General features: G+C 33.3%; 22 protein-coding genes, 2 pseudogenes and 1 other annotated feature. Of the genes and pseudogenes, 6 read left to right on the top strand and 18 right to left on the bottom strand.

Translation table 11 applies throughout. The features are described from left to right. Positions 1 to 68: 68 nt before the first annotated feature. From BG05_RS18150 to abc-f, 4 genes are all read right to left on the bottom strand, one after another. Positions 69 to 2,000, bottom strand: coding sequence for an ABC transporter permease (locus BG05_RS18150; RefSeq protein ID WP_002168255.1), 1,932 nt, complete (start codon positions 1,998 to 2,000; stop codon positions 69 to 71). Continuing rightward, entirely contained in the window at positions 1,975 to 2,745 is a 771-nt protein-coding gene (locus BG05_RS18145; protein ID WP_002127673.1) for an ABC transporter ATP-binding protein, read from the bottom strand. Before BG05_RS18145 ends, BG05_RS18150 begins: the two co-directional genes overlap by 26 nt. A 468-nt stretch (positions 2,746 to 3,213) precedes the next feature. Next, a complete protein-coding gene (locus BG05_RS18140) occupies positions 3,214 to 3,807 on the bottom strand; it encodes a GNAT family N-acetyltransferase (protein WP_041868003.1) in 594 nt (197 codons plus the stop codon). 20 nt (positions 3,808 to 3,827) lie between these two features. Further along, positions 3,828 to 5,456, bottom strand: a complete 1,629-nt coding sequence (abc-f, locus tag BG05_RS18135; RefSeq protein ID WP_033734662.1) for a ribosomal protection-like ABC-F family protein — start codon at positions 5,454 to 5,456, stop codon at positions 3,828 to 3,830. Between the two features lie 516 nt (positions 5,457 to 5,972). On the opposite strand from abc-f, the gene BG05_RS18130 reads away from it, so the two are divergent. Beyond that, positions 5,973 to 6,962 carry an aldo/keto reductase family protein gene (locus tag BG05_RS18130; RefSeq protein ID WP_002168252.1) on the top strand — a complete coding sequence of 330 codons (990 nt, stop codon included), beginning with the start codon at positions 5,973 to 5,975 and terminating at the stop codon, positions 6,960 to 6,962. 76 nt (positions 6,963 to 7,038) lie between these two features. Here the strand turns inward: BG05_RS18130 and BG05_RS18125 are convergent, their stop codons facing one another. The 4 genes from BG05_RS18125 to BG05_RS18110 form a co-directional block, all read right to left on the bottom strand. Then, a complete protein-coding gene (locus BG05_RS18125; protein WP_002168251.1) occupies positions 7,039 to 7,938 on the bottom strand; it encodes a LysR substrate-binding domain-containing protein in 900 nt (299 codons plus the stop codon). 198 nt (positions 7,939 to 8,136) lie between these two features. After that, on the bottom strand, positions 8,137 to 9,120 hold the full coding sequence (locus tag BG05_RS18120; RefSeq protein WP_002127680.1) for a sensor histidine kinase: 984 nt from the start codon (positions 9,118 to 9,120) through the stop codon (positions 8,137 to 8,139). Beyond that, on the bottom strand, positions 9,117 to 9,824 hold the full coding sequence (locus tag BG05_RS18115; protein ID WP_002127681.1) for a response regulator transcription factor: 708 nt from the start codon (positions 9,822 to 9,824) through the stop codon (positions 9,117 to 9,119). The genes BG05_RS18120 and BG05_RS18115 overlap by 4 nt, the downstream gene beginning before the upstream one ends. Before the next feature lie 125 nt (positions 9,825 to 9,949). Beyond that, positions 9,950 to 10,864 carry an acetamidase/formamidase family protein gene (locus BG05_RS18110; protein ID WP_003189925.1) on the bottom strand — a complete coding sequence of 305 codons (915 nt, stop codon included), beginning with the start codon at positions 10,862 to 10,864 and terminating at the stop codon, positions 9,950 to 9,952. Between the two features lie 159 nt (positions 10,865 to 11,023). Between BG05_RS18110 and BG05_RS18105 the strand changes: the two genes are divergently transcribed. After that, positions 11,024 to 11,452, top strand: coding sequence for a cell wall hydrolase (locus BG05_RS18105; protein ID WP_002085180.1), 429 nt, complete (start codon positions 11,024 to 11,026; stop codon positions 11,450 to 11,452). A gap of 61 nt (positions 11,453 to 11,513) precedes the next feature. Here BG05_RS18105 and lysS read toward each other — a convergent pair. Beyond that, positions 11,514 to 13,072: pseudogene (gene lysS, locus BG05_RS18100) on the bottom strand (lysine--tRNA ligase). Between the two features lie 83 nt (positions 13,073 to 13,155). Next, positions 13,156 to 13,412: a binding site (T-box leader), on the bottom strand. Positions 13,413 to 13,487: 75 nt separating this feature from the next. Further along, complete coding sequence (locus BG05_RS29800; protein ID WP_080017264.1) at positions 13,488 to 13,655, bottom strand: DUF2197 domain-containing protein; 168 nt, start codon at positions 13,653 to 13,655, stop codon at positions 13,488 to 13,490. A gap of 141 nt (positions 13,656 to 13,796) precedes the next feature. On the opposite strand from BG05_RS29800, the gene BG05_RS18095 reads away from it, so the two are divergent. Continuing rightward, a complete protein-coding gene (locus BG05_RS18095; protein WP_016120320.1) occupies positions 13,797 to 14,699 on the top strand; it encodes an SMP-30/gluconolactonase/LRE family protein in 903 nt (300 codons plus the stop codon). Then, a pseudogene (locus BG05_RS18090) lies at positions 14,696 to 15,400 on the top strand (class I SAM-dependent methyltransferase). The gene BG05_RS18095 and the pseudogene BG05_RS18090 overlap by 4 nt, the downstream one beginning before the upstream one ends. Positions 15,401 to 15,461: 61 nt before the next feature. Here BG05_RS18090 and BG05_RS18085 read toward each other — a convergent pair. Then, positions 15,462 to 16,388, bottom strand: a complete 927-nt coding sequence (locus BG05_RS18085) for an NADP-dependent oxidoreductase (protein ID WP_003189915.1) — start codon at positions 16,386 to 16,388, stop codon at positions 15,462 to 15,464. 236 nt (positions 16,389 to 16,624) lie between these two features. On the opposite strand from BG05_RS18085, the gene mleBCA reads away from it, so the two are divergent. Further along, a complete protein-coding gene (gene mleBCA, locus BG05_RS18080; protein ID WP_003189913.1) occupies positions 16,625 to 17,482 on the top strand; it encodes a BCA family alpha/beta fold macrolide esterase in 858 nt (285 codons plus the stop codon). A gap of 279 nt (positions 17,483 to 17,761) precedes the next feature. Here mleBCA and BG05_RS18075 read toward each other — a convergent pair whose 3' ends face one another. Continuing rightward, positions 17,762 to 18,097, bottom strand: coding sequence for a hypothetical protein (locus BG05_RS18075; RefSeq protein WP_002085171.1), 336 nt, complete (start codon positions 18,095 to 18,097; stop codon positions 17,762 to 17,764). 11 nt (positions 18,098 to 18,108) lie between these two features. Continuing rightward, entirely contained in the window at positions 18,109 to 19,278 is a 1,170-nt protein-coding gene (locus BG05_RS18070; RefSeq protein ID WP_002013097.1) for a ParM/StbA family protein, read from the bottom strand. Between the two features lie 209 nt (positions 19,279 to 19,487). Between BG05_RS18070 and BG05_RS18065 the strand changes: the two genes are divergently transcribed. Beyond that, positions 19,488 to 19,892, top strand: coding sequence for a hypothetical protein (locus tag BG05_RS18065; RefSeq protein WP_016120322.1), 405 nt, complete (start codon positions 19,488 to 19,490; stop codon positions 19,890 to 19,892). 41 nt (positions 19,893 to 19,933) lie between these two features. Here BG05_RS18065 and BG05_RS18060 read toward each other — a convergent pair whose 3' ends face one another. From BG05_RS18060 to ypeB, 5 genes are all read right to left on the bottom strand, one after another. Then, positions 19,934 to 20,470 carry a DUF1697 domain-containing protein gene (locus BG05_RS18060; protein WP_002013095.1) on the bottom strand — a complete coding sequence of 179 codons (537 nt, stop codon included), beginning with the start codon at positions 20,468 to 20,470 and terminating at the stop codon, positions 19,934 to 19,936. 164 nt (positions 20,471 to 20,634) lie between these two features. Then, entirely contained in the window at positions 20,635 to 21,117 is a 483-nt protein-coding gene (locus BG05_RS18055) for a GNAT family N-acetyltransferase (protein ID WP_033734072.1), read from the bottom strand. 27 nt (positions 21,118 to 21,144) lie between these two features. Beyond that, positions 21,145 to 21,501 carry a hypothetical protein gene (locus BG05_RS18050; protein ID WP_002127693.1) on the bottom strand — a complete coding sequence of 119 codons (357 nt, stop codon included), beginning with the start codon at positions 21,499 to 21,501 and terminating at the stop codon, positions 21,145 to 21,147. A 104-nt stretch (positions 21,502 to 21,605) separates the two neighbouring features. Beyond that, positions 21,606 to 22,202, bottom strand: coding sequence for a YhcN/YlaJ family sporulation lipoprotein (locus BG05_RS18045; protein WP_002085166.1), 597 nt, complete (start codon positions 22,200 to 22,202; stop codon positions 21,606 to 21,608). Between the two features lie 26 nt (positions 22,203 to 22,228). Further along, positions 22,229 to 23,569 (bottom strand): germination protein YpeB, encoded by a 1,341-nt coding sequence (ypeB, locus tag BG05_RS18040; protein ID WP_003189902.1) that lies wholly within the window; start codon positions 23,567 to 23,569, stop codon positions 22,229 to 22,231. Position 23,570: the final 1 nt, after the last annotated feature.

Below are 23,570 nucleotides of genomic sequence, written 5' to 3'. Positions count from 1 at the left end.
GCGTTTCCTTTCATCATACAGTTCATTTTTTCCACATACTTTAATGTAGTCTTAAAAGCTAATAAACTCTATTGCTCCATAACCTTATAAAGCTTTTGCAGGTAACGCCAACGGGTTATAAAGAAATATAATACTTGTATACATATAAATGAAATTAAAATAACGATAGAGCTATTAATTATAGAAAAATCGACTAATTGCTGTAATGCCGTATAAGCGACTACAGTATGAATCACTGCAACAACAATCGGTAAGAAGAACATTAATAATAACTGTCTCGTTACAATTTTCTTTAATTCTCGTTTACTTAATCCCATTTTCGAAATCATTTTATATTGCTGTTGATCGCGATCCAAATCAGTATATAATCGGAAATAAATAAAACTAGCAGCGAATGTGAAGAAGACGATTCCGACTAAAACACTTGCCATAAGTAATAATCCATTCGTTTGCTTTGCACTTAACAAATCTATAGTTAAAGCCCGAAATTGAAAATTACCTACTCTAGTATCTTTCTCAAATCTACTAATTAATTCGTTTGAAATTCCCTTCGTTTTCATCCAATCGTCTACAACAAATCCGTAAGTACGATATTGAATGTCTTTATTAACTGGGTCACTAGTAAGAGGTATTCCATCATATACCTGATCTTTAACAGCGATATAAATAGTTCTAGAATCATGTGGTAAAACTAAATTTTCTACGGCTTTTTTCACATGAAATGTCTTTGTCCAATCTCCTTGAATGACTTCTATATTCTTTTTATACTCGCCATTTTTAAATTCTTGTTTTTGTGATACGACTCCAGGAATTAATAAAATTTCATCTTCTTTTTCGATTGTTTCTTGTTGATAGCCTAGTGCTTTAGCAAGATCGTTATATTCACTTAACTTCATTACATCTACACCATTTTCCGTGTATATATATGAAGATGAAGCCATTCGATACGGAATATTAGCATCAGAAAGGTGTTTTTTTATAATAGAAAGATTTTTATTTAATACTTTGTCGTTTTCAAAACTTCCATACAAAAATGTATAGGGATTTGTCATCCTTACCAAATCCCTATTTCCAATTGCAGCTGTTGTACCAATCGCTGTAAATGCAACTGCTGAAACAATAGATACTATAAAAAACATCGTTGCATTATCTTTCATACGGTAAATTAATTCAGAAAATGTTAATATATTTGTTCTCTTTAAAAAGAAAGATTCTCTCCTTTTCGCAAGGTGCAATATATAAACGCTACACTGTGTATATAAAAAGTACGTTCCTATAATTACTAGGAGCACCCCTATTCCAAGCGTAATAAAATTAGTACTTGGGATAAAGCGAAATACTGAAAAATATCCATACCCTATACTAATTAAAGAAAGTAGCGATAATAAAATTGATGCTTTCGGTTCTGGCTTTGGCTTTTCCTCTGCTTGTATAAGTTCCACAAGTTCTGTTACTTTTATCATTTTAAATGTAACGAGCGAAACAATTAAAAATAATAAAAGAAATGTGATGACTGTTAATAATACGGCCTGCACTGGTATATAAAAAGGCAAACCATTACTAATCATTAATACACTTGCGCTTATCAATAAAACTAGTTTAGAAAATACGAGTCCAATTAGAATTCCTATACAAATTGAGCCAAGTCCAATCAACATATTTTCAATTAATAATAATTTCTTAAGCTGTCTCATTGACATACCTTGCATCATTAATATCCCAAATTCTTTCTTACGCGTTTTTAAAAATGAACTAACTGAATATAGAATGAAGAAAAATGAAAATACAAAAATCAAGCCTTGCGAAACTGAAAATCCCAATGTACCAAATGCACTTATTGTTGCACTTGTCGATTTCAACTCACCTTGTAAATCAGGATGAAATAATAAAAGAGCATACGTAAAGAAAATCATAATAGAAAATGCACTACTTAAAAAATGAGCTGCATATGTACGCTTATTACGAAAAATATTATTAAATGCGAACTGACGAAAAGTCATGCCTTTTCCCTCCTAACAAAGAAAGGACATCCATAATCTTTTGATAAAATGCTTGCCTACTTTCACCACAATAAATTTCGTTATATAGTTGACCATCTTTAATAAATATGACTCTGCTGCAAAAACTCGCTGCATACGGATCATGTGTAACTAACATCATCGTAGCTTTTTCTTCTTTATTCAAAGTATCTAGCATCTCCATTACATCATTTGAAGATTTAGAGTCTAAATTCCCTGTTGGTTCATCTGCAAGTAATAATTGCGGCTTATGAACAATTGCACGAGCAATTGCTGTTCTTTGAGCTTGCCCCCCTGAAATTTCAAAAGTTCTTTTACTCAATATATCTGTAATATTTAATTTCTCTGCAATTTCTACAACTCGTTTGTTCATTTCTTGTACAGAAACACCATCTAATGTCATCGGCAATACGATATTTTCCTTTACTGTAAGTGTGCTAAGTAAATTAAATGATTGAAAAACAAATCCTAATTGTTTCCTACGGAATAAAGCCAAATTATCTGATGTCAACTGGAAAGGATTTGTACCATTTATTAATATTTCTCCCGATGTTGGAGAGTCGATAGTAGATACCATATTTAATAACGTTGTTTTCCCGCTCCCTGATGGCCCCATAATCCCTATAAATTCACCTTCTTGAATTGATAAATCAATATCTACCAATGCTTTAAAAGGTACTTTCCCTTTATATACTTTACTAATACTTTTTGCATGTAGAATTTCCATTTATATTCTCCCTTCATTTGCACTTCTCACAATATAGTGTAAATGAATTGTCTTATAGCACATATTGATTCATCTTTCATTTATCTTACACGCTTGTAAGATTTCTAAAAAAACTGATAACAAACCTGTTTTCAAACTATAATTAACGATTATTCATCTTGTAATATCTATATAGTAGCATAAAATACAATGCTACTTATTTCTAGTTGCCAGGACACCTTGTAAGCCTATTAAATATATAAATAAAAGTGGGTTTAAGAAACGATTATCATCATTAAAAGTTGCTGTATTCCTTGTATTCTTTATTAGCAACATAAAATATATTATAAAGAATCACTATAGAACTTCAAAACGATGAATAATAACTTATAATTCATAAGTATAATCCAAAAGTAAATAGTACATAAAAAAGCTTAGAGCTTTAGCTCTAAGCTTTTTTAAAATCATTTCATTCCATTATAACTCCTTTTAAAGAGCAATATTTTTTATCCACTCTGATTTGCTTAATAAATAATGATTATATAGTTGGTTTTCTATCGTCTGTTTGCTCAAATAAGTAAATCCACATTTTTCAATAACTTTATTTGATGGTACGTTGTTAATTAAAGCAATTGCGTTGAGGACATCTACATTTGTATTTTTAAACAAATAATCAATTAACCCTTTAGTCGCTTTCGTAGCGTAACCATTGCTTTGATACTCGCTTGAAATAGCATACATTATTTCTCTATTTGGTGAAGGGAGTTCTTCTTTAATGCTTGTGCAGCACCATCCAATAAATTCATTTGTATCTTTATTAAATATTCCTAGCTTTAATATATGATCATCTATGTTACATGTATTTTTCACTGCATTAAGAAATGCTTTATTTGCTGGTATTTCATCATTAATAACCCAGTCAATCCTTTGTTCTTTCGTTGATTTCCAGTCTGGTAAAAACTGTTCTATTTCCGGTTGATTCGATATTTTATAAATACTCTCCGCATCTTTGATAGTAAACTCTTGCAAGTATATATCTCCACAGTCTATTCTAAATAAATTAGTCGAACTCTCTTCTCCCATGTTAATCCCCCTTAATTACATTAAAGCGCCTTAATCTGCTTCGTAAGTTCTATAAATCGTTCATCAAGTTCTTTATATTCTTTATCGTTAGAAGTTAAAAAGCTTAATTTACCTAATACTTCTTGTCTCTCTGTTTCTAATGTTAAACGTAGCTCTTCAATATCATCTCTTGTTTTAATAAGTTCCTCTAGCTGCTTTTGTATCGTATTATTTAAAAACACGAGTTTCGTGTTAGTTGTTTTCTCCAGAAAATATCGATCGTGAGAAACTATAACGAGTGTTCCATTATACTCAGCTAATGTATTTTCAAGCTGTTCACGTGAAGGAAGGTCAAGGTGATTCGTCGGTTCATCTAAAATAAGTACATCTTTTTCATCTAAAATATAAGCCATTAACTTGCATTTTACTCGTTCTCCCATACTCATATGCTCAATCGGCTCTTTCCATTGAGAAGCTTGGAATCCTAAATGTTTCATTAAACTTTGGACTTTTCCTCTTTCTTCAAATGTCTCTTTAAAAAATAAATCTTCTGGTGTTTTATCTAGTGGTAAATCAAATACTTCTTGTGTTAAATAACCGATGTTTGCAGATGGTGAAATCCATACTTCTCCTTGTACAGTTTCCGTTCCCATAATCATCTTCAGTAATGTTGTTTTCCCACAACCGTTTGGTCCAACAATCGCAACCTTCTCACCGTGCTGGATTGTAAAATTAACGTTTTCAAATAATGTCTTTCCATGAAAGTCTTTTTTTAATTTCTTTACTTCTAAAAAGCGTTTTCCTACTTTTTTATTCGCTTGAATAGAGAACTCCACTGAATACTCTTCTTTCAGACGTTCTACTTTCGTTTTCTCCAGCTCTTTTTCGAGACGTTTTCGTTTTGACTTCACTTGCGCATCCATTCGCTTCGCTTTTACACGATAAAACTCTTTAACTCCTTCTTGTTTTGTAGACTGTGCGTGTGCCTTTTGTGACCATGAACTTAATTCTTTTATATGTGTTTCTACTTGTTCTATCTTTTTTTGTTGTTTTTCATATTCACGCTGCTGCGTCATTCTTTTATGCTCACGTGCTTTCATATAACTCGTATAATTACCGATATGGTCAATTAATTTCTTATCCTCAATTGACCATATTCTAGTTGCGACAACATCTAAAAAGTATCGATCATGCGATACAACGATAACTGTACCCTTCATATTTTTTATTTGCTTAATGAGAAATTCCGTACTCATCTCATCTAAATGATTTGTCGGTTCATCTAATATTAATAAATTAGGATTTTCGGCAAATCCTTTTGCTAGTCGAACTTTCAGCTTTTCACCACCACTTAAAGTAAGAAAATCGTTCGTTGGCACGCCCCATTTCGCAAGAAGTTCTGCTTCTTTTGCAATCATATCATTACTAATAAAAGATTCTATTTCTTGTTCAACATATGCCGTTGTCATATTCATTTGCTGCCATTCAACAATCCCTTTTGATGGCTCAATCTTCCCATTTATTAATTGAAGTAACGTTGATTTACCGGCACCGTTTTTACCAATTAATCCGATAACATCCCCTTGTTTAACTGTCACATTCATTTTCTCTAACAAAGTATTTTCCTTTATTTCAACATAAACATCATTTAATTTTAAAAGTTCTTTCATAATACCGATCCCTTTCATTAAGGGAGAATAAAAAAATCCTCCCAAATAAATTTGGCAGGATTAGTCATTAAAATATTTATACCCAAATAAGCTATTGTACAACATAAATAGCAATACCGTTGTATGGAAATTGGGCAGACTAATCCTATTTTTTAGAAATTGAAATTTATTTAATTTCAACATTTAAAAATAAGATTAGTTAATCATCGTCCACCCATCAATCCTTTCCGTCATAAGTAACCATATTGTACCATACTAGTATGGTATGAGTAAATGCAATTATATGTGCTGTCATAAAGATTACTGTCTTCTAGGTCTATTTATCATTTCTTAACTTCATATTGAACAAGCATAAATTACATTTGTTGTACTAATTTCTTTAGATTTCCCTAGTAATAAACTTCTAAGTACTCCCTCTTATATAATTTTTATATAAATTTATGATTAATTATATATTATACATACTACATTTCAGTTCTTATAATAAAGTTATCATTTTTAAGGAGGGATTCTACAATGGAATTTAGCAAACTAGGAAACAGTGGATTAACAGTAAGTAAGATTGCATATGGGAACTGGATAAACCATGGCGGGAAAGTAAATGAAGATATTGCAAATGATTGTGTGAAAGCCGCACTGGATGTTGGAATTACAACGTTCGATACTGCTGATGTTTATTCGGACACGATAGCCGAGGAAGTACTTGGCCGGTCTTTGAAAGGTATACGACGAGAAAGTATAGAACTATGTACAAAAGTATGCCATCCGACCGGACCTGGAAAAAATGATCGTGGATTATCGAGAAAACATATTATAGAAAATTGCAATGCATCGTTACAGCGGTTGCAGACAGACTACATTGATGTCTATTATGCACATAGATTTGACTCAACAACTCCCCTTGAGGAAACGATGTTAGCTTTTGCTGATCTTGTAAGACAAGGTAAAGTCCTTTACTTAGGCGTAAGTGAATGGACATCAGAACAAATTACCCGCGGTGCAGCACTTGCACGAGAATTGAACATTCCACTTATCGCTAGCCAACCTCAATATTCGATGTTGTGGCGTGTTATTGAAACTGATGTAATACCAACATGTCAACGTGAGGGGCTTGGTCAAGTTGTTTGGTCTCCCCTTGCACAAGGTATTCTCTCAGGAAAATATCAACCTGGTAAACCCTTGCCGACTCAATCACGTGCTAATTCAGATGCTGGTAAACCATTTTTCCACAAACTCGTGCAACGTTGGATGAGTGATGATGTACTCACTGCAATTCAGAAACTCAATCCCATCGCGCAAGAAACTAATCTTACCCTACCACAACTCGCAGTTGCTTGGGTACTACAAAATCCAGCTGTTTCCTCTGCAATTATTGGCGCTTCAAATCCGGAGCAAATAAGAGAAAACGTAATTGCTTCTAGTGTTAAATTGCAACCTGAAATTATGGATCAAATTGATAGCGTACTAAAAGGTTTCGTTGAGTACGATCCGAGTAAAACAGGTTGAATCATCAGTGACTTTAAAATAAAAATAGAAGTTTCCCTTTCCAAATTTCCACTGCCCATCCTATCAAGATGGGCTTTTACTTTTCAAATTCAAATTGTGAAGTCGCATAAACCTCTCTAACAACTGTTAAGAAGTTCTCTAACACGACAGACTTTTCATCTTGTCTCCATCCAACATATAAATTTATTTTCGGTGTATTTTCTTGAATGTCTTTATACATGACACCCGATTTTTTATAGCTTTCCACCGATGATGGAACGACAGAAATCCCCATTCCTGCTGCAACTAAATTCACAATCGTTTGCATTTGGATCGCCTCTTGAACAATATTCAAACTTACTCCATGTTCCCAAAAGTAACTAATAATTAAATCATAAAAATTTGTACCGAAATGACGAGGAAATAAAATAAATGGTTCATCAACTAATGATTTGATTGAAATGTTACGTAACGAAACTAAAGGATGCTCTTCATGCAAAACTAATTTTAAACATTCCTCAGAACAAACTTCGGAAACTAATATTTCATTATTTTGCTTGGAACGAATAAATCCAATATGAATTTGTTTTTCATATAGCGCTTTTATTTGCTGGTCTGTTGTCATCTCGCGTAATATAAGCTGTATTCTAGGAAAACGTTCTCGAAATTTTTTTAATATGTCTATTACGGTTTCTGTAGAATCGACAAAACCGATTATTAAATGTCCTATCTTCCCTTCATCCGCAAGCTGTGTTTCTTTAATAGTTCTATCTACTTGAAGCAATGTTTGCCGCGCACCTTCTAAAAATATTTTTCCAGCATCCGTAAGTTCAACCATTCTTTTTGTTCGATGAAAAAGTTGAACTCCTAATTCTTCTTCTAATTTACGAATTTCTTGACTTAAAGGAGGTTGTGCCATCATAAGACGCTCTGCTGCACGACTAAAGTTTAATTCTTCTGCCACTGTTATGAAATACCTCATTTTACGAATATCCATTTCAATCCCCCAGTCATTATCAATTACCCAAAAAGCACTTTTATTACTAAAAAGCATGTGTATGACTAGTTGTTCTTTTTCCTTTTCAGTTGAGTTTATCTTCTCTTATGTAAATAATTTTACATTCTCAAATTGTATCAGTATTACAAAACAAGGCTAAAAAACTTATCTTAAAAGTTCTTTAGCCTGAATCACTTTTTACACATTAAAAAATATTATTCGTACAACGGTACCTTTACCAACCTCTGAATGGATTCCTACACTATGTCCTAATTGTTTCGTAATTTCATATACAAGATATAATCCCATTCCTGTTGATTCTTTAAAATCTCTACCGTTTTCTCCTGTAAAGAAAGGTTTAAATACTCTTGGTAAATCTTGCTTCGGTATCCCTACGCCACTATCGGTAATTTCAAGTACAACTGTATTACCTTCCTTACATGCTTTCACTTTAATCTTTTCTCTACTACCTGATGAATATTTAATCGCATTCGATATTATTTGTCCAATTAAAAATTGTAACCACTTCGCATCACTTTCTACAGTAATACTCTTATCAATTTCAAGCTCTGGGTATACAAAATTCCGAATAAAAAAGCGTTTATGTTCATGCACGGAATCATTCACTATTTTATGTAGTTGTACTCTTTCTACATAAAAATCTTGTGTAAATGCTTCTAAACGTGCGACATACAGTGCCATCTCTAACCCCTTTTTTAACCTATCTGTTTCCTCATTAATGCTTTCAAAACGTGAATCCACTTCATCTTGTGTAATTAATTCTATTACAGATAAAGGTGTTTTCATTTGATGAATCCACTGATTCATAAAGGTTAAATGATCATTATTTTTCCTCTCTTGTAACTGGAGCTGATTTTGATAATGTCGATATTGTACTTCGAGCAAATCTTGGAGAGCAGTAGATAAAACTGCAAAATCAGATTTTTGAACAGATTCATCCAAAGATTGCAACGGATTTGCTAAACGTTCATAAAAAGAACGATGTGTAAAATAACGAAATACTAAATAACTTACCATAAAAAAAGCACCTAAAAACATTGCATATAATGCCGTTGAAATATGATTATGCCCATCAAACCAATAAACTAAGAATATGGCTAGTAGTTGGATCGCAGTAAAACAAATAAGTGGTATATGATCACGTATAAATAACCTTATCATTTTTCCATACCATTATCCCAAGTAATATGTAATCTATATCCAACACTACGAATTGTTTCAATTGCTCCTTCAATTTGTAACGTTTTTAACTTTTTACGCACACGTGTTGTATTTACACTTAATGTATTATCATCAACATAAGATTCACTATCCCATAATTTATTTAATAATACTTCCCTACTCACAACACGCGGATAGTTTTTCATTAACATCTCTAATAAAATGGCTTCGTTTCTCGTTATATCAATCTCTTGGTTCCTAAGTTTTAATACAAGTCTTTCGGGATATAAACTAAGACCTTGTTGCTCAATCATTCGTTCTTCTAGTTTCGGTGCATAGTCTCCATAAGCACGTCTTAAATGACTACGAATTTTCGCCATTACAACTTCATAATGAAACGGCTTCGGAATAAAATCATCGCCACCATTTTCTAACGCCATAACTTGATCCATCGTACCTTCACGGGCCGAAATAAATAAAATCGGACATGTGGAAACCCCGCGAATTTGACGACACCAATAGTAACCATCAAAACTTGGTAAATTAATATCTAATAAAACTAACTCCGGTTGTTCTTCTAAAAATATGTCTAACACATTTTGAAAATCCGTTACAATAATTCCTTGGTAACCGTATTTCGCAACATATGTTGATAATAACTCCGCAATTTTCATATCATCTTCAACAATCATAATTTTAACCATCTCTGAACTCCTTTTTGATCCACAATCTCAAATATACTTATATAAATAAATACTACCTCTTTTCACAAAATCCGTAAAATAGAAAAAGGATACTTTTATACAAAAGTATCCTTTTTCTATTTTTCTTATTTAATATGAAATGCATTTAGAGAAAATCCTAACTTCTCCACATATTCCCTTCCTAGTTCCATCCGCGCCGTTTTTAGTGGATCCACAACTTGGCAAATTTTTAAATTACCTGCTGCTGATAATAAAAGAGTTGCATAAGCTTTAGACATTTCTAATTCTTCATGTAAAAATGTCACCATATTACGTACAGCACGATTCGCTGCATCATCTAGCAATTTCTCTGAAGCAATCGTCATTATTTTTTCTTTTTGAATAGCCAATGGTAATGGCCATTTCTTTCCTTTTATAGTCTGAACAGTTACAGTTACCTCACCAGCAACCTCTACTCCACTAACACCAATTTCACCATCACCCATCGCAGCGTGTAAATCACCTAATGCTAAAAGAGCACCAGGAACATTTACAGGTAATAATAATGCTGTTCCTTCTTTAATCTCTTTACAATCCATATTCCCGCCATGATCATGCGGTGTACCACATGAAATACTCTCTTCTTTCGGTGCAGTACCAATCACACCAATCATTGGATTAATTGGAATTTGCAGTTCATTTGAAAATGAAACATGTCCATTATGTATTGGGACAATTTTTACTGTATTTTCATTTAACTTATCACCCATTACACCAAGGTTCGCACCTGTCGTTAAAACGCCTTGCCCTGCAATTTTAATTTTTTCAATCATTACGACTAAAATATCGCCAGGTTCTGCGCCTTTAATATATACAGGTCCAGTCGCTGGATTAATTCGATTCCAATCTAATTCTTGAAACACAACATCTTCAGAATCAATTTGATTTTCAAAGCAATCATATGTTTCAAATACAAGACGGCTCCCAATTTCTACTTCAATACATGGATTATTTTCTGGTGACATTGCGTAAATGATATGTTCTTTATGTATACGATGCATAGTACCCCTCCTTTTTCGTTTTTATCTTCTATATAATAATTAGCTTTTATCTGTATAAGCTCCTTTTTAAAATTAGTAGTTATTTTCAAGAAAAATGCACTTAGCTCATTTTGAAACATACACTCTTTACTATAACAGGTAAAGAAAGGTGGTATTACAATGCCCCTTATTCCATACAACGAAAGTGACGTTGATTTACTAGCTCGTTTAATTCGAGCTGAAGCTGAAGGTGAAGGACGACAAGGTGAACAACTTGTTGGCTGTGTTGTCGTAAATCGTGTGTTTTGTGATTGTTTAGATTTTAAACAACTTCGATCTGTGCGTGATGCAGTATATCAAAGCCCTGGCGGATTCGAAGCAGTGCAATTCGGATATTTTTACCAACGCGCCCGTGAATCAGAAAAAGAAATCGCAAGAAAAGTTTTACAAGGTGAATGGCGCTGGCCAGCACGATGGGCTCTTTGGTATTTTCGTCCAGTTGGAGCTTGTCCACCCGAATGGTATAATCAGCCGTTTGCAGGGCAATTTAAAAGCCATTGCTTTTACGAACCAAGTGGTGATGAATGTCCAAAAATGTATTCAAGATAGTAAAAATTAAGCAACGCAAGTACTTATTCTATTGAGTACTTGCGTTGCTTTTAACTATATTTTAGAAATCTAATAATGTGACGAATTTTCTAGCGCCTACCACATGTATTAATAATGGTATACGTGGACCACTTGATTGATTCATAATGAGCCTATATAAAATGGTAAATAATTGTTTTTGATTTTCTTTCATTATTTTTATATTTTCATGATGACAAATCGTATACAATTGCTCCATTAGTTTAGAATGATCGTTATTAGAACGAATTATTTTACAAACTTCTACTAGCCATTTTTTCTGCCGTTCATCTAATGTGTTATAAAACTCCGTATTTTTCTCTTTATTTACCGCAATTAATTTTTTAGATTGAAAGTTTCTTATCCAATACTCAGCACGATTACTTATCGCTATCATTTCAGGTAATGCATAGCTCCTATCTATTTTCTCTAATATATCTTGTAAAATAGATGAATCAAAATTTAATAACGGTAAAGTTCCTGCTACTTGATTAAACTTTGGATACTCTTTAAATTGGCTATCAAGTCTAGAAAGTTTAATTGCATCAAATAAATCTTCATTTTTGAGTGTTTTATTTTCATAACTATCCTTCAATCTCTCATACTCTGTATAATTGCGAATCACATCTTCATCAAGTCCAATATGAAAAGCTGCGCCGGGCCTATATTTTGCAAACATAAAAAGAATCACATCTGGTACATACACTTTTAATAAGTCCCTAGGTGTAATACTATTCCCTGAAGAACTGGACATTTTTTCATGATGCCCTTTAATTCCAATGAAATCATAAGCAACGTATTGAGGGGCTTCACAATTGAATATTTCTCTTGCAATTTCTTTTGATACATTATAACTACCAGTTTCCGATGAATGATCTCTTCCGCCCGGTTCGAAAATAACATCCTCTATCATCCATCTCATCGGCCAATCGATTTTCCAATTCAGTTTCATTTGACTTGTATTTAATATGGATAATTTATTTTGATTTCCACATTCACAGTCATACCTAACTGTTTTTAATACTTCATCAAAATGTGTAATAGTTGTTGTATCTTTCCCACAGCTCTCACAATATAACGTAACGGGATAAAAGTTTTCTCTATCTTCTTCTCGGTGTATTCCTGTTTTAAACCCCATTAAAATATCATATATTTCTTTTCTTTTCTTTTATACAAAGACTCTAATATGTTTTCGTTATACCTTCCGCTTCTATATTCAGCATGTTGATATATGAATTCCACTTCAATCCCAAATGCTTGGAGCGATTTCTCAAACTCTTTTTCAAAATGCTCTGCGTACGAGTTATGACACCCATACGGATCAGGAATATCACAGTATGGCATACCAATATATTTTGCAAAAGATGGATCAATATTTTTAGGAACTTTTCTAAACCTGTCATAATCATCCCATGAAAAGATAAAACGAGTCTTTTTCCCTAAATCTTGCAGAGCCCTTACAACGAAATAAGTCGTTACTATTTCACGGAAGTTCCCAATATGAACAGAACCAGATGGACTAATTCCAGCTGCACAAACAAAAGTTTCTTTGTTTGGATTTTTTCTAATCAATTCATGTGCTACTTCATACGCCCAATGCATATGTTACTCACCTCAATTGTATTTTTGTTTTCACATTTTCAGTTTTATGCAATAAAAAAACTCCCACCCCCAAGATTATTCATCTTGAGGACGAGAGTTATTAACTTCGCGGTACCACCTCAGTTTGTTAATACGTCACCATATTAACCTCTTCAGGTACGGCAGAACATGCTTATACCCTATCTCTATAACGGGAGAACCCGTCGCACCATCCCTAAATGAATTAGTTCCTTGCGCAGCTCTAAGTCTTTTTTCATTAAGATGTATACCGCTCTTTCTCAGCTACCAGAGCTCTCTGTACGTATTCTTTCTTAACTACTCTTCTCTTCAATGCCATTTTGAATATTAGTTTTTACATATGATAATTTATAACGTATATATTGTCAAATTTTTCTGAACAAAAATATAAAACTACCTAAAAAAAACATTTTATCGCTTCTAATTGAATTCTGTGGCTACACTCATCACAACAATATGTCCCTTTCGGTTTCTCTTTAAATCGCTTATATTTTTCACTTCCTTCGTATACTCGGAATATATTTTTACACGAAAAGCAAACAATCTCATAAAACAGCATATGCATTTTCCTCACAGTGTTTATACATTTTTTTAATAACTTGAAAAGGTCTGTTTTCGACATTGCAAATCTTAATAATCTCTCACAAAAGGTTTACCTCTATTCTTATCGAATTATATAAATATCTTATAAAGCGAGGTGAACATCTTGTTCAGTAATATAGAATTAGTTTTAGATGCTAAAGCAAGTTTAGCTGAAGGACCATGTTGGAATGAAAAAAAGCAGCTTTTATACTGGGTTGATATTATGGAGAAAAAACTATGCATTTATACCCCCGCTAATAATTCAAACCGAGTGATTGCCCTCAATCAGCAAATCGGCTGTGTCGTTCCATATCTAGATGATGTAGTACTTTTAGCTCTAGAAAAAGGGTTTTATTCTTTTAATCTAAATACAGAAGAGCTTACACATATTTATGATCCTGAACCACATTTAATAGAAAATCGTTTTAATGACGGGAAATGCGATCCGGCTGGCCGCTTTTGGGCAGGCACTACTGACTTATATGGTATAAGTGGCGCCGGTTCCTTGTATTCTTTAAATAATAATCTCCAAGTAGAGAAAAAGGTATCACATGTAAATACATCAAACGGCATAGCATGGTCTCCTGACGATACATACCTTTATTTTATTGATACACCTACAAAAAAAGTAGTCCGTTTTCATTATGATATACATACTGGTGTAATTAGCAATCCAACAGATGTTATCATCTTCCCTGAAAATGAAGGTCTACCCGATGGTATGACAATTGATGTAGAAGGTTGTTTATGGATTGCACATTGGGGAGGCTCGAAGATTACTAGATGGAATCCCTTGACTGGAGAACAGATTTTAAGTATTCCGATTCCTGCTTTATATGTAACGTCGTGTACATTTGGAGGACCTAATTTGACCGATTTATATATCACAACAGCCAGAACAAGAATGACTGATGCGGAATTAAAACAGTACCCACATGCTGGTGGTATATTTCGAATTCAAATGAATGTTAAAGGTTGTCCAACCTATTCATTTCGCCATGAAACTATTGGAGCTGAAACACTATGAACAGAATCGATTACATAAGACAAGAAGAGAAAAAGTATCACGATCTTTGCTATGAACAATATAAATTATTCGAAGCGGGATCTTGGCTTTATAAACCTGTTAAAACAGTTATGGACATGCTGAACTATCTTGAAGAACAGAAAGACCTACAAATACTGGACCTTGGCTCTGGTGTCGGTAGAAACAGTACTCCGATTGCACAAAAAATTATGAATAGTGGCGGCACTGTTACTTGTATTGATCTACTTGATTCGGCTTTAATGAAGTTACAAGTTTATAGAAAAGAATATGGTGTATTTGAATACATAAAAACGGAACAAGCAGCAATTGAAGACTACTATATTGCTCCTAATACTTATGAATACATCGTTGCAGTATCAAGTTTAGAACATGTTAGATCAATAGACGATTTTAAAAAAGTGCTTCACACTATGAAAAATGGGACAAAGAGTGGCGGTATCAATTGTTTAATAGTTAACTCTAACATTTAAGAAATAGATTTAGAAACAGGAGAAGAATTAGATGCTTTAATTGAAATTAACCTTTCTACGGAAGAAATGATACGTACACTAAAAGGCGTTTATAACGAATGGAAAGAAGTAAAAGTTGAAATGAAAAATTTAGCGTATGATATTGTACGAAACGGTAAACACATTCAATTAAATACGAATGCGATTACTTTTGTCGTGCAAAAATTGTAGTTTATATGAGTGGTGACAATTTTTATTTTTTATAGTCACCACTCGTATATTTATGTAAATATCATTCCATCGTAATTACAATTTTCCCTCTAGTATGCTGACTTTCACTCAAAATATGAGCTTCTCTAACGCCTTTTTCATTAAACGGCACAACTTTATTAATGATTGGTTTGATTTTTTCAGCTTGGATCAAACTAGTTAATTCGTCTAATTGCTTTCCACTTGGTTTTAACCATAAAAATCCTGATCTTATACCCTTTACTTCATGAAGTGGTTCATGAACGATAGAAACTAGAACACCACCAGATTTAATAATTTGAAAACTTTTTTCTTGTACTTCTCCGCCGATTGTATCTAACACAATATCATAATCTGATAGTAGCTCTTCAAATTTATCTTTTTTATAATCAATAACAAGGTCAGTACCTAAAGACTTTAAAAACTCTTCATTTTTACTACTTGCAGTTGTTGCGACAAAAGCCCCAAATGATTTTGCGATTTGAATTGCAAAACTCCCTACTCCGCCCGCTCCAGCATGAATTAATACTCGGTCATTTTCTTTTATTTGTGCATAATCGACAAGACTTTGCCAAGCTGTAAGTCCTGCAAGAGGTATAGATGCTGCTTCTTCAAAATTAAGATTATTAGGCATTTGCGCTACTAAATTTGATTTCACTGTAATGTATTCAGAATAAGAACCTTTCCCTGTATTTTCAGGTTTCGTAAACACTTTATCTCCTATTTTAAAATGATTCACATCTTCTCCAACTTCTTCAACTATTCCAGCAACATCTAATCCTAATGTAATTGGAAATGAAAATCGCAACTTTTCTTGTAAGTCTCCCTTTCTTATTTTCCAATCAACAGGATTGACAGATGTTGCGTGTATACGTATTAATACTTCATTACATTTAACAACTGGTTTAGGAACTTGTCTTTCTTGTAATGCTTCAACACTACCATATTGATTAATAACAATTGCTTTCATTTCCTCTCCTCCTTGTTGTTTATTGTAATAACAAACAATTATTTTTCAAAATTTTCCGCCTTGGATGACAATAAATATGTTAGGAGGTGATATTTATGCTACTCTACTAATTAAGCATCATGAGTGCAAAAAACATTTATTTCACTTAAATACAATCTAATTTACGCCTAAGAAACACCCAAAGTTATATTTCTCTTTATTTATTAATGACCTTTAAATGAAACGGAGAGTGTGCTATGAGTGAACAAGTTTTCAAAGTAAACGGTATTGATATATGTACAGAAAGCTTTGGAAATCCTAATAACCCAGCAATATTATTAATTATGGGAGCTACGTGTTCAATGGTTTATTGGGATGAAGAATTTTGTGAAAGGTTAGCTAGCACAGGAAGGTTTGTCATTCGCTATGATAACCGTGATGTTGGGCGTTCTGTTACATATGAGCCTGGGACTTCCAATTACACTGTAGCAGATATGGCTGAAGATGCAATCAGAGTACTCGATGCGTATCATATTGACAAGGCACACCTTTTTGGCATGTCATTAGGAGGTATGATTGCTCAAATTGCTGCAGTAAAACACCCAGAAAGAATTTTGACCTTAACATTACTAGCAACAAGCGTTATTGGATCTGATAACAATACTCGTGATTTGCCTCCAATGGATGAAAGAATTTTGACACATCATGCTAATGGTGCAAATTTAGATTGGACAAATAAAGATGTTATAGCGAAATATTTAATTACAGGATCACGTCTACTCTGTGGATCAAAGCGTATATTTGATGAAGCAAGAACTTTAAAACAAGTAAAGCAAGAAATAGAACGTGCTAACAATCTATTAAGTATGTTTAATCACGCCCTCCTTACAGGTGATGATTCTTATGAAGGTATACTAAAGTCGTTACTAGTACCTACTTTAGTAATTCATGGTACGGACGATACAGCTCTTCCACTTGAACATGGACTCGCACTTATTGATGAAATTCCGAACTCAAAGCTATTATCCCTTGAAGGTACAGGGCACGAGATTCATCCCGATGACTGGGATAAAATTATTAAAGCAGTTTCAGAACATATATCCTGTATAAGATAAGAACAACTATTAGAAGGGGCACAAATTGTTTTGCCCCTTCTATTTATCCCGCTATTTGTGGGCAGTAAAACTCCCACCTCAAAATTCAGCTGAAGCAAAGAAATTAGGTGGGAGATAAACTGCCCGTAAACGCCCGATTGGTTCAACTAATAATCAGTGGGGGATGAACAAAACCCCCACTGATTATAGTTTCACTTTATAAAGATTACGATACAATATCAAAAACCCATCACTGCATTCGTATGTATAGTGATGGGCTCTACCTATATTTTTCTATGCTTAAAAAAATGGACAATCTAACTGGTCAACAGATTCCCACGATTTTTTTTTTACATTTTCGGTGGATTTACTATTTTCTAGTGGTACGTGTTTAAATGGATTCATTTCAACTTTTAATAGAGATGATGGTTCTATATATAAAGAAAAAACATGGCTACTTGGCAAGGTTTTTGATACATCAATATCTCCTACTTGTTTAAATAATTGCTGGGCCGCAAAGAAAAAGAAATTAGTTGGATTAGATTGTTTATTAAGCCAAGCAATCATTTCAGGCGATACTGATTTATTAATGTTAATTTTCACTCGATCACCACGTTTATATCGCCTAGATCGCATACTTCCACCAACTAACTTATCGTTAAGTTTGTAAACCCTAACTCTTTTTGCTTATGCTCTCTATATTTTGGCGAGCATGTATATACTAATAACCCACGAGCATTGGTGAATAACGGGTTATCTACAAAGATCACATTTTTCAAGCGTCCTTTTTGTTTCAAAATCATTTTTAAGCTATTTTTAATAATAACTGCGCCCCCACCATAAATAAATACATATGGATCGTCTTTCATATCATCAATTTTGTTAATAATATCCGTTGCGACACGTGCTGCTAAACCTAAAAATGCTGGCTGCGATTCCTCAACTAACAATGCATTTCTTGGGTGCTTTTCATTTAAATAAATTTGGTTAAATTCTGTAATGCTATCAATTGTTTTCGTAGGATATTTCCGATTCCATCTCGTAATAATTTGTAGTAACGTTTCTTTTACACCGTACGATAATCCTTTACTTAATTGCGGACGGAAATTTACCCCTAATGAAACAACTTCTTCCGTTGTCCCCGCGCCAATATCAAAAGACAATAAAGTTTTATCTACAAAATCAATTTCTGAAACTTGATTTTGTTCACATTCTATTTTATGTTTCACAACATTTCCTTCCTCATCATATACAATCCCCCACGTCCCAGAAGCGCCTTCAGGTAGACATTTACAAAACTCAATAGAAACATTAATCGTAACATCGCGTCCATTTGGATAATGGAATATGACCTTGTGATTACCCATATACCGTTTCGCATTTTCAGCAGCAATTTCCTGTGTAATAAGTTGCATTGGAAGAGCAACAGATAAATCATAACGAATATTAATATGACTTGAAGTAGGGCTTTGACGCATAGCACTTATCGCTAAACCTGAAAGGATTGTAATGACCATTAACTCATCAGTAGATTTATTTGATTTTTTCTCCACTTCAGTACCTTTTAATTGATCTTGAATCACTTTTTCTCCAACGATGTATCGTACATTATTTAACATTAGCGATGGAGAACTAATGGTCACATCAATGTGATTCTCTAATTCTGACGATGAAACTTCACCCTCATCTAACAACCCCGTAGACTCACCTATATATAAGGAATAAATACTCGGAATAAAAATAGGTTCCTGCCCTTTCACCATTAACTTCAAACCATTATTTCCTGCATCTGCACCAGCTTTTAAAAGAATAGACATAACTACCCCCTAAATTAATCTGACATCCCTTCCAAATATATGCGAGCCCATTCTTTTACATTCAAATGTAATGTAATTTTTTCTTCATCCTTTAAACAAAATATCATAAACATTCACTTCATATGTAAAAAATGTTTGACATAAAACTTTTCCAATTTTATACTATGGATGTAAAGAGTTTTTTACAAAAGTGGAGGTGCAATTATATATTGAATACTAAAAAAATTATTTTTGTAATCATAACTTTATCTTTAATCGCTATACTTGTACATGGCACATACAAATACATAACTGAAGGTTCAATTTTGGGTGGGACTATTTTCGCTTCTTCTTTAATACTTAGTAATTTAATTAATCATATTACATGGGGAGATCCAAACGGAGTATCGAAAGAAAGTCAAGATGAGATGGGACAACAAATTACATATAAAAGCTTTAAAATCGCGTATTTTGTGCTTGTAGGTGTTATGTTCCTTATATTACTCTGCTCGGAAGGATTTTCTATGGGTTCCAATTTGGATGGTGTAAAAAACCTTCCACTCTTTATTGCACTCTGTTCTTCCTTTCTTATTTTCCCTATTGTTGAACTCATTGTCGCCAAACAATATAAATAAAAAAAGTGGTTTTCTAAATGCAGAAAACCACTTTTTTATGTTTAAATACCTTCTGCTATTGCTTTCAGCTTATTCACAGTCCGCCAGTTCCTTACTGTAGCTGGCGTATGTAATTTTTGAAACTGGTTCATTAGTTTAGAATTACGAATGCTTTTTTTGAAAAATAAATACACTACTCTTCCTTCGATATGGCAATCTTCTATGTCACTTTTGTACATAAGTAACCGCTTACTGTCTTCTTCAGAAAGTGGATTAGCTAAAAAGGCCACATGTACACTTTCTCCTTCTAATAACGAATGGGTCTCGTAAGGACACTTTTTAATAATATTAATAAATTCATCATTTGCTCGTAACATGACTGGAACATTGAAATCAAAAACGTTCTTAATTTCACATTCAATTCGTTCCTTTAAAAAACTTATCTCTTCTTCTGACTCAAACACTACATTTCCACTTTGAATATATGTTTTCACTCTTTTTAACCCTATTGATTCAAACATTATTTTCAAATCTGCCATTTTGATTACTTTATGTCCACCTACATTAATTCCCCGTAGTAGTGCAATATAAATTGTCATATGATTACCCCTCACGTATTTAAATGCTTAACAATCGAATTGTTTTGCACCTTCATGCTTCTCGAATACTTACTTTAATACATCTAACATATCATGTACGGAAAATATCTCAAATTAAAAAACTTACTACATGATTTTTTTCAAGAGTAAGCTTTGTTATCTCATTATCTCGTTATAGGTAAATGTAATATGAATTGTTGTCCAATTGGTCCCATTCTTCTAAACCCTTTATCTTGAAATCCAACTTTCTCATATAACTTTTGTGCCGGAATGTTTTTTTCATTTACAGCAAGAATCACTTCATTTTTTACTGGATAATAATATTTTACAAATTCTTGTAATAACGCCAATGATTTTTTAGCATATCCCTTATTTTGTTTATTGTGATTAATGGAAAAAGAAGTTAAAAGTATGGCATCCTTATTTTCTGTAAACTCCTGTACCCTATCACCTGTTTGTAATATAAATACACCGACAGGTACTCCGTTATAGTCTAAAATAACAACTACATTTTTCGCTTTCTCCAGTAATTCACCTGGATTCGCCGTAAATTGAACTTGTTCACTTGGTAAAGTAAATGATTGTATTATCTCTTTATATTGCTCCTTATACGGCACTAATTGTATTTCTCCTGTATGTATGTTCATGCTTAACTCTCCCATTCCTTCAAGTTATTAACTTAAACCTTGCTGTGTTTTAGAATGCACTTTTCCATCCAAAAATGTTATTTTAGCAAATGATTTTGGATCGTTTCCTTTCCAAGCAAAAATTTGCTTAATTCGTGTAGAATGTTCTTCCCCTTCTTCTATGAGTAAATCCCCTTCAAAACCGATTAAATCTTTCACTTCTAAATAAGTCATTCCTTCATTAATATTTGAGAAATGATTTATATTAATGGTCTCTTGCTTTTTATTTTCCGTTATAGTAGAAGACATAGCTGTTTTCTTCTTCACTTCTTTCTTCTGGTCACACGCTGTCATACTAAAACCTATGCATAAACTACCTAATATGAGTGCGCTTTTTTTCATCATAACGGCTGTCCCTCCCCTCATTATTAAACCATATATGCCCTTAAAAATAAACTGAATATTTAATCTTGAAGAAAAACCCCGTACAATTTAGTACGGGGTTTTCACTATTTTTTCAAATGGTTATTTGACTGATCTTCTTGTTCTTTTCGTAGTTCTTGTTCTTCATCTTTTGGTAATTGTTTATCATTATCTTTAATCGGATTCGTTTCTCTATTTTCAATCATATCATTTGGAACTTGCGGCATTACTCGGCCAACAATTGCTGCTAATTCATCAAGTATGCCTTCACCAGTTTTACCTTTTTTAATTTGCTTGCCTATTTGTTTTAGTCTTTCATACGTATCAACATCTGCTACAACGACTGCATTTGCACCGTTTGGGTCATTCTTCAAACTCTCTGCAACAGAATACTTAATTGACTCAACGCGAGTTCGATCAAGTTTCGCTTTCACATCAATACCTACAACAGCATACTTCCCAACTACTACTGCTGTCGCATCGTTTACACCAGGTATACTTGCAGCTAAAGATGCCAGATGATCAGCTGCTTTTTCATTTGGCTTATTTGATTTATTTGTATACGTAACATTTTTCATCGAGACATTTTTTTGTTCTGGCTTTTCATTAGGATTGTCTTTTTTTCCAATGCTACATCCAGTAATAACGAAACAAAGCATTAACATATATATAATGATTTTCATTATTTTCACCACTTTATCATTGATGTTTAATCATAAATTTTCTCAACAGCTTGCATCTTCTTCACTTTTTCTTCTGCACCGCTATTTGCGTTAATGAAAATTTGGTACGTATCTTTCCCTAAAGTACCAATATATTCATAACAAAGTACTTCATTATGCAAGTCATTTACTACTACAGCTTTACGTTCTTCCATAACTTTTACATCGGGGTTAATTTTCTTTCTCGCCTCAGCAGCGGTTAGCTTCGCACTCGGAATCGTTCGTTTTTGATGTGATGCTAAATATTCCTTTGCGGAAAAACCAACAATCGACCCATCATCTAAGGCAATTTTCATTTGGATTGCTTCTGGATAAATACGCACTCCATTTTCATTTACAACGTACGTAAACACACCGATATTATCATATTGAGAACTATCAAACAGCTCCATATTTGTAAACTTGTGATCCTTTAAAAATGTTAATCCTTTACTTCCTGCATCATTTAAACTGATTTTTTGCTCTTTAATTTCTCGGTTGTTCATTACCCAAATTGGATATCCACCTTTTCCGGTAATATCCATATAATACTCATTGTTCGTTGCTGGATCTTGAATTTTCACACTGTAGAATGATTCTTTTGCACCTTTTCCACTTTTCTCAACTTCTACTTTTTCATTCCCTTTTAAGTTTAAAAATGATTTCGCGATTTTTTCCGCTTCCGCTTTCGAAATCGCCTTTCCTTTTGCTTCAAATCCGCCTTTTTTATTCTTTTGTGCACTTGTAAAAGTCGGTCCAAAGTTTGTGGACGAGTATGATGTTACATTCTTTTCTACCGTCTTTAATCCATCGATAATTGTGTTTTCTGCTGGATCTTGGTTTGACGCAAGAGCCATTTCTACATCCATCCAGCGAAGATTATTTTTCAATACAAGATGCTGCACTTTTCTCAGTTCATCTTGTATATTTGCTGCATTTGAATATAAACCTTGTAACGTTTTATATTCTTGATCATTTAACGGTTCTTTTTCTAAATCACGAACCGCTGCACGATAACTAAAATCACCGATATTCGCAAGGAACTCTTCCGTTTTATTAAATGGCATTAATGTTAAAGGTAATTGTCCTACATCAGAACGAGCCTCTGATGTTAAACGCCATACATCTACTAAAGCTGGCGATAATGAGGAACGTGAATTCATCGCCAGTGTTGTTCCAATTTTATCGTGTAATAAATCAACTTCATATGCTAAATCATGAAACGCACGCTGATAACTATTTTCCGCTCGAATTAATACTGCATTTTTCTCTTGATGCTCTTTATAGCCCCAATACCCTGTTCCGACTACACCTACTGTTAACAATACGATGATAATACCTCGTAACATG

The sequence above is a fragment of the Bacillus mycoides genome, assembly GCF_000832605.1.
Taxonomy (GTDB): domain Bacteria; phylum Bacillota; class Bacilli; order Bacillales; family Bacillaceae_G; genus Bacillus_A; species Bacillus_A mycoides.
This window is presented reverse-complemented; position numbering and strand designations above follow the sequence as displayed.